Here is a 13,034-nt window from a genome sequence, read left to right as displayed (position 1 = left end):
AATTAAGAATCGTATGTCATATCAAGTTGCTTACGCAGTGCATCCAAATCAGTCTTACCCTCAGCTAGCAATTTCAAACCGTTGTCTCGCATGGATGGCACTTTGCTATCACGACGTATTTGTTGCTCAAGCTCAAACGGTGTTATTTCCCCCTTGGCTAGAGCATCACCAACTTTTGGGCTAATTGGCAAAATTTCCAAAATTGCAGTCCGGCCAGAATACCCAGTCCCCTTGCAATTATCACAACCGCCAACTCGATGGACATACACAGCACGGTTTGTCCAAGACGAATCCAAGTGAAACATGCGCAGATCATGTTCAGCAATACCTGTAGTTTTCTCCCGGCAAGAGTTACACAAAACTTTGACGAGTCGCTGCGCGCACGCAGCTTTTAAGGTTTGGGCAATTTTCCATCTCTCAGTGCCTAGCTGCTGAAATCTTTCTATGACAAGTGAGGCTCTTGGTGTGTGAATAGTTGTTAAGACTTTATGGCCGGTAATAGCGGCCTCAATGGCTAGTTCCGCAGATTCACGATCCCTGACCTCTCCCATCATAATAATATCCGGGTCAGACCTCATGAAACTGCTTATCATCGGTTTGAACTCTGTCGAATCACGCAGATCGCAGTGCGTGACACCTGGGATCTCGTCTTCAACCGGATTTTCGAGGGTGAGAATGTTGTCTTCTGCATGATTAAGTTCACGCAACATGGCATTGAGAGTCGTAGATTTCCCACATCCAGTCGGCCCGGACATGACAATAATACCCGAAGGGACGGCCATGGCCTTTTCTAACTGGAAAAGTGTTTCCTTGTCAAAAGCCAATGTTCCCATGCCCAGCCTGGCTTCCAAATGCGTTTTGTCGAGCAACCGCATTGTTATATGATAGCCACGATATGTGCGGTGCCTTTCATATCGCACCCCAACCTGGCGGCCATAATAAATTGCAGAAAATCGCCCCGAAATTCCTGGCCTTTTACTGCGCTCCTCCGGCGAAAGACGCATCATATTAAGAAGAAATGCATCGACACGATCGCGCAGTTTCAACGGCATCTCTATTCTTTGTCGTAAGTCTCCATCTATACGAAAACAATATTGAAAATTATTTTTCTCTGTTTTTATGTGTATGTCTGAAGCGCGTTGCTTAATTGCATCTGCAACCATGCCTGCAACTAATTGAGCGATAGGTTCGTCGTAGCTCTGAGTGACATCGTAATCGAGATTATCTTCAGAAAACTCATCCACTTGGACAGCCTCTAATGTAGCCCTGCTGGGACCTGATGAACTTGAAACGCTTTCGATGAGCGCTGAAATTTCCGAAACAAGAGTGACGATCTTAAGCTGCTCATCGTGCGGAAAGTGTGTGGAACAGTAGTCATCGGCTCGAAAATCCCACGGGTCAGCCACTGCCAACAAAATCCGGTTTTTTGAGCGTCTGAGGGGCGCGAACATCTCTTTTGAAAGGATCACCGGGTCACACAACCTTAGAAGTTCAATATCTGCAATCTCTCGGATGCTTGCGAAGGATGGAAGTCTGGCTGCATATCCGAGTCCGCCTAAAATTCTCTTTTTCGACGATTTTTTAATTACTTCATCATCAGACAGCTCTTTTTCATCAGGGCAGAGAGAGCGTAATTGAGCGATGATTAATTTCTGAATTGTCTCATTAAAATCAATACCAAGAGTCAGGTTCATGACTTAAACGTGTGGATTGGAAATATATTCCATGTTGGATAATCAACCATGAAGGGGAATATAAATGGGATCTCGGTTGTCGCATCAGAAAGCAATTGATGCTTAATCCAAGAGCTCGCAACAAGCGCGGAGATAGGGTTGATCGATGCAACATGTAGAATACTTAAATCGCTGGTAAGTGTGATAAAGCATTCCAGCAACTCGCAGATAAGCTTTAGTGGGGGGTGCGCAGCAAATAATGGCGACACTCCTGCCCGCATGTGCCCGAAATCCCAATAAAAAACCGAGCTTCCTATATGTTCATGGAGGATGTTTTGGATATCACTAATCTCGGTCTCAATAGATTGAGAAGTTTCGTGAGCTTTGCGCGCAGCAAGAAAAGCAACAAAATCTGTCGATGTAGTTCCGGGCTTAAGGCTCTGCAAATAATCTTGCTGGTAAGAATCCTTTCCGGACTTGGCTAGATAGCCACCATTTAACAGATGTGTTATGTTACATGAAGCTATTGCTTGTAGCACTTGGACCTTCGAAGAAAATTCTGCTGATTCAACGGCACTAGGAAATTCGATACCAGTAATTTGTTCGACAGGCATGAGAAACCTCCAAAAGATATAAAAAAGCTATTGAGTTTAGCGCAGGGAATTAGCCGGTGTGGCAGAAGGTGGTTTCGGCACTGGTGTGCGAGTAAAAATGCGCTTTAACCAGTTACTCTGAGGCTTGGCTCGTTCTGAGTAAACGTTATTAGTGGTGCTTGTGTTGCTATTTTGTTTCGTCCGTTCAGACCAGTTTGCCGCTGGCAGCAATGATGGCGATGAATCTCCAATTTCAATCGGCAGAAAATCAGAAAATGCCTGCTGATTTTTATTAACATCTTGCAGGCTTCTTATATCGCTGGCATCATAAACACTCGGGGTAATGATAAACACAAGGCTTACTTGTTCCATTTGCCTCGAGTTACTTAAGAATAAGTTTTTGATAAAAGGAATGCTCCCCAATATCGGCACCTTTTTATTTCCAGTCGTATTGCTGTAATCATAAAACCCACCAAGAAAGAGAGACTGACCGCTTGGAATTCGACTTATTGCTTCAACGGTTGACTCACTGACACGTGGATATGCGTTACTGGCGGCTCCGCTACTGCCGCGGCCTGAGACAAGCTCCACAATTTTGGCAACCCGTGGGCGTAACTTCATGCGAACTGTTCCATCGGGTAATAAAGTTGGTGTGACCGATAGGGTGACCCCTATTTCTCGACTTTTATCCGGTTCTTCAGTCGAGTTGGGATCATCCTGATCAATTTTATAACGGACTTGCTCATTGATTGTCTGACCTGCTGTGGTTGCAGAGACATTTGAGGTAATGATTGGGAACCGGTCAACAATTGATACGACTCCTTGCTCATTGTCTTCTGTGATTATTGTCGGGCAGGCTTCCTGTGTGACTAAATCAGACTGTTCAAGCGCCCTGATAATCGCCTGCGCCCTCAGTGAGTCAAAAACCAAGCCTGCCCCTTCGGTGTAATCTTTATTAATCGTTGAGACAACAGCAGTTGATGGCCCACTCATAATCAAACTGTTCGTATTTGGAAGATTAAACAGCGCATTAAGCCTTTGGGTCATCCCAATACTAAGCCCCGAGTCTCCTAATGCCCTGCTCCAATCGACACCAGTCTGGCGCCCTTGACCTCTTTTAATACGGAGAACTCTAACATTGACCACAATCTGTTATTTCGGCTTGTCAATTTCCAACAGCAATTTGCTAACGCGCTGCAGTTTAACTTTGTTATCTGTGACTAACAGCGTGTTGGTCTTCTCCTCAAATTCGATCAGCCCTACTTCGCGTGTCAACAGCGGTTTGATGATTGATTTAAGCTTCTCAAAAGTCTGCAACTGTGCCGGTGGCTCCATTTGAGGCGGAGTTGCTCGCTGCCGCCCCTGCCTGCTTGCTAGGTGAAGCCCCGCGCAAGTATTTCAGTGGATAACTCATCACTTCCACAGGCAATTTTATTTGCTGTTGCTCTGTAACTAAAGAAACAGTTTTTTCTTGTTCATAAATGCTTAATCCATAAATGATAGCCAACTCTTCCATTTGTTTTTTGGGATCATCTATTTTGAGATGACCCGTGACAACATACTCCGGAGTATTTATTTCATTATTATGAAAAAACTGCAAGTTCGAGCGTCGCGCAAGATATTGAAACACCTCGTTAAGAGGGGGCGCCTTCTATCCAATATCCATCTTCTGACATCGGAGGTAAGTTCTCGATTCCAATTTTGGTAGAGGGCAGCAGCTTAGTAGCAGTTTCTTGTGCAGATATTTGTTGACCTGGCGTGCTACGCAAAGAAGACGCTTCCTGAGCAAGACATATCGAACTTATAGTCAGGAGGCAGAGCTGATTGATAAATAGTCTCATGATTATCTCCTTGCCGGGATTGGTTCAACTGGAGTGAGTTTATCCAACATTGAATTGGACGTGCCTTTGATTGGTTCTAATAAGAAGTTGGGCACTGCTTTATGTGAAAAAATACCTTTTTCATTTCTATCAAGGTCAAAAAAAAGAACTTGCGAGGCGCTGATCTCCAAGACCTGAGCTTGGAATATTTGGCCTTTGAATGCAATTTCCACAACATCTCCAATAAATGCATTACGGCCGCCTATCAATATCTCTTGTCCGGTAATATTTACGCCATTTAAATTCAAACTTTGAAGCGCCTGATTTAAGGTCACCTTCGTTGTTGCGCGTTGCTCTAAATCCTCCACTTTTAAAGGAGATTTTTCCGTGGGATATGTGGCAAGTCCAAATGGATCCTGATTGCGAAGCCGGGAAGTAAGTTTTTCGGCAGTCTTTTCCAATTCAGTTGAACTGGGGACTATTTTGTTGGGTGGAAGGAAGCCCGCTGTCTCTCCACCGATGAATAGTGTTTTTTGTGGAGAGTTTGGGCTCTTTTTATCATCCGCATGCGTAAAAACCAGTTCACCACAGGCTATAACGTATAAAATAAAGAATTTTTTCATCTACCTGCTTCCTCCGCTTTCCAGCATGTGTGTGTGGTTTCAAGTAGAAGGCTTTCTTGGTGATTTACTAAAATGTCAGACTTGCGTGTTATTTTTAACTCCTCTAACACGGCTTGCGGGATTAATGACTAAACTTGCAGGAGAACCTCCTGCATTGGGCCCAGACCTCCCGAAAGGGTGCTTTTAACTCGTAACAAGCTGCATTTCACACCTCTTCCCAAATTTCCACGATCAAGAGGAAAGACAAGGCTATTTCGGTCTAGTTCGTAGGCTTTGTATTTTGTTAGCATACGATCAAGAATTTTTGTAAACAAGAGACCTGGGTCTGAACGTAAAATTAACTTCTGATCTTCAAATAGTTTTCGTTCTGGAGCATTTTTTGACTCTAGTGTGTTTATGGCTTGCTGTCTCAGCAACTGAGACTGATAGACTTCAAGATTCGAGTCGCGGATGGCACTGACTTTCGAAATACCATAAAAAGCCGCCACTATCAGCGCGATATTAAATAAAGCGGGCGGTATGATGCCGACGCGAATAATTGATTTCGTATAAGCGCTCACTTTGTTAAAAAGGCTTCTCTACGGGGAGTGCAAATGTATCCTTTTCCGAAAATTTTTGTGTTATGGTCGCTTCAAAGGTGAACGGAAAAGTTAATACAGGCTCGCGAACAGTATCTGAAGCTGTGGCTTGTGCATCATATCTGGGGTTTCTTGATTGGGTTAGAGTTACCGTCAGCAATCTTGTCGGGTCAGGTTCATAGCTTTTGTCACTGGTTAATTTTGAAACTTTTTCGAAAAAAGCAGTAAGCCCTCGTTGACTGTTTAAATTACTCAGCACTTCCATGCCTTTTGCCTTGACCAAGCCTTTTAAGTTCCAAGTCCTTACAAGTGCGATGCTGGATGGCACTGACGTCTTTGCAGCGGGCTTGGCACTCTTATCACTTTCGAGGAGATATGAATATTTTTCCAATCGGACGCCTGAGTCTTCTGGAAACAAATGATACAAAAACTCTAAGTTAATCCAACCTCGCGACCTTGGTTGCATTAAGAACTTGGTTTGAGCCATCTGTTGAGTTTCACGGAGCAGTCAGGCATGCGTCTCCTCTGCTTTCTTTATTTGCTCGGCCGTAAGCTTCCATGAAGGGTGATTTATTGCTTCAAACAAGGTGCGTGAACCATAGACAACCATCATGAATAGTATCAGGGCCATTACTCTGAAAGCCCACTTGGACAGACGCATCAAGCGGAAGTCGCTTAATGATGGGTATTGCTCATCGAGCTTTGTGGTGTTAAAAAAACTTTGCTTGGCGACCCAGTTGCAAAGACTCGAAAAAGTTTCAGTTTCTGCCAGTGTGGGGCTGCTATCTTTAAGGCGGGCAGCCAAGTTTGGCTCGTACAACAATAATTCCAGGTGCCGTCCTGGCACTTTTGAAAGGGCCGGGTGTTCGGAAAAAATTAACGCGGAAAAATCAAGTTCGTGATCACGATTTGATGTTTGAGCTAGCTCTCGCTTGATGAGTTGCTGGAGCGCCTCATCAGGAGAGGCTACTAAAACTTTAGGGACGTTGGCTGAGCCTCCAACTTCTGCACGCACGGCCATGTTCCAAAGAATGTCTCTTAAGCCTGCAGGAAGAGGTGAATCACTTCTGTGAACAAGGCTTCGCATGCTGACTAACTCCCCTTTGTCTGAGATCAAAAAAACCGCCGTAAACTTTAAATACGGAAGTACTAGCAAGCAGCCGGTTGATAATCGTGGGGTTAAAAGTGGAACAGCCGCCAGAGACTCCAAAGGTGCTGAGGTGATGGCAACCCGCACTGGAATGCGGGCTGTTTCACCTGCTGTGATTAACTTTTTTAAAAATGCCTCACGAGTTCTCGTGAGACTGACTACTGTACACCGAGTGTGCCCAACTTTTGCTCCTGGAAATGGTAACAACCGCCAACTGGTTAATTCTTCAGATACTTTTTTGTCTTCAAGGGCTTCAACTGGCTGTTCAATCAAGTTGTAGCGCAATAACTGAACATCTTCGCCAGAGCAGAGCGCTGAAGAGGCCTCATCTAATTTTGCCAAAGCCAGTTCGTCTGCTATATGTAATATTACGCCTATTGCTTTGGGCTTAGATCCAAAGTTACTTGGCGAAAGGAGTGCGGTAAAAAGTTGTTCAACGTTTTCGCCCGTTGTCAGAGTGGCTAATGATAGTGAAGGCCCACTTCTCCACTGGCCGTCTTTAAACGAAAGGGTGGCAGAGTGAATGTCTCTGCCACCATCAATCCAAATATGCCACTGACATTCCAGCTTTTCAGGCGATTGAAACCAATTGGAATCGCCTGAGGATCGGTCGTTTCTGGAGTAAATTATCTTTGCCTGACGATACGCGTCAGCCTGGCTCAACAGAGTGGGATCTGTGAGAGAGATCACAATCTCATGGTGTGAATGATTTTTTTCTCCAGCGTGAACGGCCGATGTTTACCAATCGGTTGTCTCAGTCGTGGAGAGCACATGCGTAGTGTCACCATCAACATGGTTGCAGTTGCCGTATGGAGTACCTATCGCCGGCACGTCTCCAGTCCATGTATAAGTGCCACCAGATGGGCAAACTGGCTCAGTGTTGATCATTTTCCCAGTTCCAAAAACATCTGTGGAGGCAAGCGTGGCAGCAATTGCCAGATTTTCCATGTTGGCCTTTCCACGTATTGCTTTCTGAACGGCGGCAAGTTGCATTTTGCATTTTGCTTTGTCAGCTCCTTTGCGATAACTGCCAATGCCAACAAACGCAACTGCGATAAGCCCTAGCAAAAGAGCAATAATCAAGCTGATTTCAATCAAGGTGAAGCCTGATTTCAATCAAGGTGAAGCCTGATTTCAAGTGACGGTTTGTAGTGGTGCTTATTTTCATGAGGAATGAGTGGCTGGGATTTTTTGGATTATTTTAGATTGCATGGCAGTTAACGAAACTGGCAGCCGATTGTCAATATTGAAATTGCTATTTACCCCTGCCTAAATAACTATTTACCTTCACCTATCTTGTCACTTGTATTAAGCGTGAGGGCCGGACTTTTAAGCTCCTGCCAAGCGTTGTAGGAAGATGCTGCCATCATAGAGGCCGTAGCTAGGAGCTATGTTCCCTATGCAACGAAGTGCTTGTGTCAAAGCTTCACCACTTGGCGGTGAGGCGCTCGTCGCGCGCAGGCATACGCAGTTGGCACACCACGCCGCCAGTGAAAGCTGTGAAGCCAGCCGATTGAGGTCGAGTGACCGCCATGAAGCGGCCACCTGTTTCAGAGTTCAAATCCGAAGTGCAGAGGCTACGGATGTCAGGAGCCATAAACCGACCTGGTGCGGTTGATTACGCTGATACAGTTCATGGCTATTATCGCCATGCTGCTCCCTTCGCGCTTCCCTCATCTGCAAAGCAGCCGTGGTGTCATCATGGCAGCGGCCTTAGGTTTTCTTGCCGGAAGGATGACGGCCATGACATCACCTGCTGTCACGCCCCAAGCCTTGCGACACCACTTTTGAGATTGAATATGAATCTGTCACTGATCCCCCCCGGTTCGGAGGCTTTCGACAATTTGTCACCGTCGCCACAGCATTCGCAGTGATCAAGGCCCGGTGCCCGCCGTCCAATCTCCAGCCCTGCTTCCTTGTGGCCTGACAACCAGCAGCCTGTCTGAAACGCATGGGGAACGGGACTTGTGTTGATGGCCGTGCGGCCTCGAACCATCCGACGAACCGCTTAAAAAGCCGGTTTCGATTCCGCCAAAGTCACTGCTGGACATGGCCGGACGCATTTTTACTTTTGCTTCTCGCGAGACTCAAAGTGTTGATGCACAAAGGAGAGCGGGTGATGGGAATCGAACCCACGTATCAAGCTTGGGAAGCTCGTGTTCTACCATTGAACTACACCCGCGAAGCGAAACGACAGGTACAGAGTGTCATGGTGTTGTCAATCAAGGCCGTTGTATGTGACCTGTGCATCATATCCCTGCTTCAGGTATGAGCACCACTTTCAAATACGGTCTCAGTTCCTTGCGGAGAACTTTATACCGACGCTTTGGGACGACGACCCCATGACATCCACAACCTCATTTCGTATGATTCAGAGTTTGGTCATTCCGTTCATTTAATTGGCTTGTGTCACGTTGAACGGTCACACATCACCAGCCATCTGGGGACTCCCGGAACTGTCAAACTCTGGGAGTCGCTCAGCAAAGCTGGGGGGACTTCATGAATAATTCAGCCGTTTTCGACTGGTGCGCCCGCCAGGAATCGAACCTGGATATGCGGCTTCGGAGACCGCAAACCATCAAGCAAATACAAGGCACAAATGAACCTGTAATGGTTTTGTAATGGTTTTTCGGTGGCTTTTGGTGCAATTCCATGCAGTTTGGCGCGATCATGGCCCGCCAGCTCGTTACCCTCAAGAAGGTCAAACACCCGCGCTACAAGTTCCGCGTCACCTTCCGCCAGGGAGATAAACGAGAACAGAAGTACTTCACCGCCCGCTCTGGCCCGGAGGGGGCGGATGCCTTCATGGCTGAAAAGCAGGTGGAGCTTTTGAACGAGGGGCGGAAACATGGCGATTTCACGGATGCGGAGCGCAAGGCCGTCATTCGCTCCCGTGATCTGGCGGAGTCCTTCACCTCCGCAGGCGTGAAGGGCTTCACCCTGGATGCCGCCTTGACGTTCTACGCCGACCACCTGCATTTGCGCCGCCGTTCGGTGAACATGCTGGCCGCGTATGATGAGTTTGTGGCGACGCGGGAAAAGGAGGGCGTGAGCGCCGTTCATCTGCGGGACTTCACCTATCGGCTGGAACGCTTCGCCAAGAAGCACGCCAAACGGCTCGTGGCAGAGATCACCACGAAGGACGTGGACGCCTGGATTTTCGGCCTCAAGAACGCCCCGCAGTCCAAGGACAAGCACCGCCGCCTGCTTCACAACTTCTTTGGCTACTGCGCAGGCCGTGGCTATGCCGAGGAAAACCCGGTTTCACGCGCTGCGAAAGTGAAGGTGATACGGAAGGCTCCCGGCATCCTCACGCCCGCAGATGCCGCCGCTGTGCTCGCTGCCGCCCCGGCGGAGATCGTTCCCGCTCTCGCCATCGGCTTCTTTGCAGGACTGCGCACGGCGGAGATTGCGCGGCTGGACTGGAGCGAGGTCAATCTGAAGCGCGACTTCATCGAAGTCACTGCCGAGAATGCCAAGAGCAGCCAGCGCCGCCTTGTTGCCATCACGCCGAATCTGAAAGCATGGCTGGAGCCAAACGCGCAACGCTCCGGCCCCGTGCGCTTGACGGAAATGCGGCACAAAGACCGCTTCGACCTCGCCCGCAAAGAGGCGGGCATCCAGTGGCCTTCCAATGCCGCCCGCCATTCCTTCGCCAGCTACCATCTGGCCCTGCATCAGGACGCCGCCAAAACCGCGCTGCAACTCGGCCACACGAACACCGCCGTTTTGTTCCAGCACTACCGCGAACTCGCACGGCCCGAAGATGCCGAGGCTTATTTCGCTATCATGCCAAAAAAGGTGACGCCGTCTAACATCATCTCCATAAACCAAGCGGCATGATCGTTGAAGACGAATAAACTAGTGTGAGGTTTAGCACTTCGCTGTGCAGTGAGGTACAATTGCGTGCAATATCCCTTTGACATTTGATGGAGTGATTCCCACTGCCTTGTCGGCTATGAATACTCCATCCCCGACAGACCCCATCACTTCCAGCCTTCCTGCTGGTAAAATCAACCGCAAGCAACTCGCCGCTCATTGCGGCTTGTCCTTGCGATACATTGACGAACTCACCCGCAATGGCGTGTTAGGTCACTTCAAAATCGGAAAGTCCATTCGCTACGACCTCGCCGAAATCGAAGCCACCTTGCACGAGCGTTTCCATGTCCGGCCCAAGGCACGAAAGCTCGCAAGCACCGGAACCCGCTCCCAGGCATAGCAAAGCCGGGGAGCTTTCGCCCGCCCGGCCTCGCGTGTCGTTACATGTAGAGTAGGCGAAAACATACCCGGCGCAACCATACCTTGCGCCCCATGCACTCATTATCCCACTGCGCTCTTGCGCTCCACTCCCGCGAACTCCCGCGCTGGATTCAAGATCTACTTGCCTCGCCACCGGCAGAAGGAACCGGCGTTCATCCATGGCTCTACCGCGTAGCCTGCGCACTCAAACCTTGGCGTGACGATGAAAGCATCGAAGCGCTTCTCTCTGCAACCACGCACGGCACACGCCGCAATCTTCAACGCGAGATTCGAGAGGCCATCCGCAACGCCAAAAGCGACTGGCAACCAGGAGCACCGCAACACGCACAGCAGTTCAACCCGCCCGCTTCATGGCCGAAGCGCAATGATGAAATGATCGAAGCCATTCTCTCCGAAGGCTACGGCGAGAGTGATCTTTGGGAGGCTTCACCACGCCGCTTTGAAGATGAAAGCGAGTCCAATGCCCAGGAAATGCTCGCCATGCTTTTCCCCGGAAACCCGCTCTTGTGCATGGGCTGGCAAAAGGATGCTTTCGCCACACGCGAACGGGACGCATGGCACCGCCTCAAAGCCCCGCTGCAATACATTGTGCCCTCTCCGATGAGTGCGCCCGAGGGAGTGACCAAGGACGGCAAGCAAAGCCCCAAGACCAATGCCAACACCGGCCCGCGCCGCTTTCTGGTCATCGAGTTCGACTTCAAGCCAGAAGCCTGCGCAGCCGATGCACACCTTGCAGCGACAGGAGCACGGCACGGCTTGCTCCATTCTCGTGATCTATGCGCCTGCCTCCTGCATCACCTTGCCACTCTCGCACCGCTGGCGCTGGTTGTCTGGAGCGGCGGCAAATCGCTTCAAGGGTGGTGCCCGGTCATCGGCGCATCAGAAGAAGCAATACGCTCACTGTTTGGCTACGCCTGCCTGATCGGTGCCGACCGCGCCACTTGGACGCCATCTCAATTCATCCGCCTGCCCTACGGCCAGCGCGACAACGGCAAGACTCAACTCCCCATCTATTTCGATCCATCACTTCTCCCACTATGAGCATTTCATTCAAAGCCAGCCAACCAAGCAAGCCACCAGTTCCCACAGCGCCCGTTGGATTGGCAAAAGAGATCAAAGGCGAAGCGCTCCAAGCCCTAATCCAAGGGGCAGAGAAAAAAGAATCCAATCCGCCGCCCGCAGGCGACCCAAACGGGATCAATCTTGGCGCTTGCCTTGTGTCCGCAACAGACCTCGAAAAGATGCAGGTGCCGAAAAGAACCCGACTTCTCGACTGCTGGCTATGCGCCGCCGATCTGGGGTACATCTTCGCGCCGCGTGGCGTCGGCAAGACATGGCTGGCTATGGCATTGCCCGCCGCGATTTCTCAATGTAACCCCATAGGCGCATGGCAGGCCGGAGAGCAGACATGCAGCGTGCTTTATGTGGATGGCGAGATGCCGCTGGAACTCACACAGTATCGTTCTCGTGCCCTTGCCTTGGGGGCCGGAGATGTGACCTACCTCCATCACGAAACTGTATTTGATACCCTTGAAACCAGTTTGAATATCGCCCGCGCTGACCATCGCGAAGCCCTCACCGTTTTGATCGTGGAGAAAGGCTTTCAGTGCCTCATTCTCGACAACCTCAGCGCCCTGGCTTCCGGCGTGGATGAGAACAAAGGTAACGAATACGAACCCATCGGGCAGTGGTTGCTGGAACTTCGCCGCCGGAAAATCGCCGTGATTGTCATCCACCACGCGGGCAGAAATGGACTCATGCGCGGTCACTCCAAGCGGGAAGATGCCTGCTCGTGGATTCTTGAACTTCGGGACGCCAAAAGTGAAGGCGAACCCGGCGCGAAGTTCATCAGCCACTTTGCCAAACCAAGCCGCAACGCTGGTGAGTCCATGCCTGATCTTCTCTGGCACTTCACCACCGATGACACCGGCCACGCCTCCATCTTGTGCGAACCCGCGCAGACGACCGAGTACGAGCAGTTCATTCAACACGTCCTTGATGGGGTGGAGCATCAGAAGGACATCGCCGAGATGATGGGCAAGCATAAAGGCACCATCTGCAAGTGGGCGGGGAAAGCTCTCAAAGAGGGCCGCATCAGCGGCAGTAAAAACAAGCTCCTGCCACTCACCACAACAGAGTACCGCATCCGTCAACGCGGGCCGGATGAATGACGGTTTCCAAGTTGCCATGCCTATACTCGGAAACTTGGAAACCCATTCCTGCCCCGGCAACTCGTTGGAAACTTTTTGGAAACTCCCCAGCCAACAAGGGCAACCGCACGGAAACCAGATGGCAACCGGCAGTTTCCACCATTCAGCCGCAAAACTTCCCTCTTGC

The 13,034-nt window shown here is 49.7% G+C and carries 14 protein-coding genes and 2 tRNA genes; 5 read left to right on the top strand and 11 right to left on the bottom strand.

Features of this window, described 5'->3' with window-relative positions:
• Nucleotides 1-2: 2 nt before the first annotated feature.
• The 9 genes from ACILSI_RS18360 to ACILSI_RS18320 form a co-directional block, all read right to left on the bottom strand.
• The gene (locus tag ACILSI_RS18360; protein ID WP_395723360.1) at nucleotides 3-1,694 is read right to left on the bottom strand and encodes a GspE/PulE family protein; all 1,692 of its coding nucleotides are present in this window, start codon (nucleotides 1,692-1,694) and stop codon (nucleotides 3-5) included.
• The gene (locus ACILSI_RS18355; protein ID WP_395723359.1) at nucleotides 1,691-2,287 is read right to left on the bottom strand and encodes a hypothetical protein; all 597 of its coding nucleotides are present in this window, start codon (nucleotides 2,285-2,287) and stop codon (nucleotides 1,691-1,693) included. The genes ACILSI_RS18360 and ACILSI_RS18355 overlap by 4 nt, the downstream gene beginning before the upstream one ends.
• Before the next feature lie 36 nt (nucleotides 2,288-2,323).
• Nucleotides 2,324-3,313: a type II secretion system protein GspD gene (locus ACILSI_RS18350; RefSeq protein WP_395723358.1), complete on the bottom strand. Its 990-nt coding sequence runs from the start codon at nucleotides 3,311-3,313 to the stop codon at nucleotides 2,324-2,326.
• 256 nt (nucleotides 3,314-3,569) lie between these two features.
• Entirely contained in the window at nucleotides 3,570-3,896 is a 327-nt protein-coding gene (locus tag ACILSI_RS18345) for a hypothetical protein (protein ID WP_395723357.1), read from the bottom strand.
• A gap of 213 nt (nucleotides 3,897-4,109) precedes the next feature.
• Nucleotides 4,110-4,709 carry a hypothetical protein gene (locus ACILSI_RS18340; RefSeq protein ID WP_395723356.1) on the bottom strand — a complete coding sequence of 200 codons (600 nt, stop codon included), beginning with the start codon at nucleotides 4,707-4,709 and terminating at the stop codon, nucleotides 4,110-4,112.
• 128 nt (nucleotides 4,710-4,837) lie between these two features.
• A complete protein-coding gene (locus ACILSI_RS18335; protein WP_395723355.1) occupies nucleotides 4,838-5,269 on the bottom strand; it encodes a hypothetical protein in 432 nt (143 codons plus the stop codon).
• Between the two features lie 4 nt (nucleotides 5,270-5,273).
• Entirely contained in the window at nucleotides 5,274-5,774 is a 501-nt protein-coding gene (locus ACILSI_RS18330; RefSeq protein WP_395723354.1) for a hypothetical protein, read from the bottom strand.
• A 21-nt stretch (nucleotides 5,775-5,795) separates the two neighbouring features.
• Nucleotides 5,796-7,127, bottom strand: coding sequence for a hypothetical protein (locus tag ACILSI_RS18325; protein WP_395723353.1), 1,332 nt, complete (start codon nucleotides 7,125-7,127; stop codon nucleotides 5,796-5,798).
• Between the two features lie 48 nt (nucleotides 7,128-7,175).
• On the bottom strand, nucleotides 7,176-7,553 hold the full coding sequence (locus ACILSI_RS18320; RefSeq protein ID WP_395723352.1) for a hypothetical protein: 378 nt from the start codon (nucleotides 7,551-7,553) through the stop codon (nucleotides 7,176-7,178).
• Between the two features lie 519 nt (nucleotides 7,554-8,072).
• On the opposite strand from ACILSI_RS18320, the gene ACILSI_RS18315 reads away from it, so the two are divergent.
• Nucleotides 8,073-8,228 (top strand): hypothetical protein, encoded by a 156-nt coding sequence (locus ACILSI_RS18315; protein ID WP_395723351.1) that lies wholly within the window; start codon nucleotides 8,073-8,075, stop codon nucleotides 8,226-8,228.
• Nucleotides 8,229-8,548: 320 nt separating this feature from the next.
• Here ACILSI_RS18315 and ACILSI_RS18310 read toward each other — a convergent pair.
• A tRNA-Gly gene (locus ACILSI_RS18310) sits at nucleotides 8,549-8,619 on the bottom strand.
• A gap of 341 nt (nucleotides 8,620-8,960) precedes the next feature.
• Nucleotides 8,961-9,034 (bottom strand) — tRNA-OTHER (locus tag ACILSI_RS18305).
• A gap of 73 nt (nucleotides 9,035-9,107) precedes the next feature.
• Between ACILSI_RS18305 and ACILSI_RS18300 the strand changes: the two genes are divergently transcribed.
• The 4 genes from ACILSI_RS18300 to ACILSI_RS18285 all read left to right on the top strand — a co-directional run bounded on the left by ACILSI_RS18300 (nucleotide 9,108) and on the right by ACILSI_RS18285 (nucleotide 12,868).
• A complete protein-coding gene (locus ACILSI_RS18300) occupies nucleotides 9,108-10,280 on the top strand; it encodes a tyrosine-type recombinase/integrase (protein ID WP_395723350.1) in 1,173 nt (390 codons plus the stop codon).
• A gap of 115 nt (nucleotides 10,281-10,395) precedes the next feature.
• A complete protein-coding gene (locus ACILSI_RS18295; RefSeq protein ID WP_395723349.1) occupies nucleotides 10,396-10,656 on the top strand; it encodes a helix-turn-helix domain-containing protein in 261 nt (86 codons plus the stop codon).
• A gap of 92 nt (nucleotides 10,657-10,748) precedes the next feature.
• Complete coding sequence (locus tag ACILSI_RS18290; RefSeq protein ID WP_395723348.1) at nucleotides 10,749-11,738, top strand: hypothetical protein; 990 nt, start codon at nucleotides 10,749-10,751, stop codon at nucleotides 11,736-11,738.
• 176 nt (nucleotides 11,739-11,914) lie between these two features.
• Nucleotides 11,915-12,868 (top strand): AAA family ATPase, encoded by a 954-nt coding sequence (locus tag ACILSI_RS18285; RefSeq protein ID WP_395723347.1) that lies wholly within the window; start codon nucleotides 11,915-11,917, stop codon nucleotides 12,866-12,868.
• The last annotated feature ends 166 nt before the right edge of the window (nucleotides 12,869-13,034 follow it).

It is taken from the genome of Prosthecobacter sp. (genome assembly GCF_044232965.1).
GTDB lineage: Bacteria > Verrucomicrobiota > Verrucomicrobiia > Verrucomicrobiales > Verrucomicrobiaceae > Prosthecobacter.
Note: the sequence above shows the minus strand (reverse complement) of the source record. Positions and strands in the feature narration are given on the sequence as shown.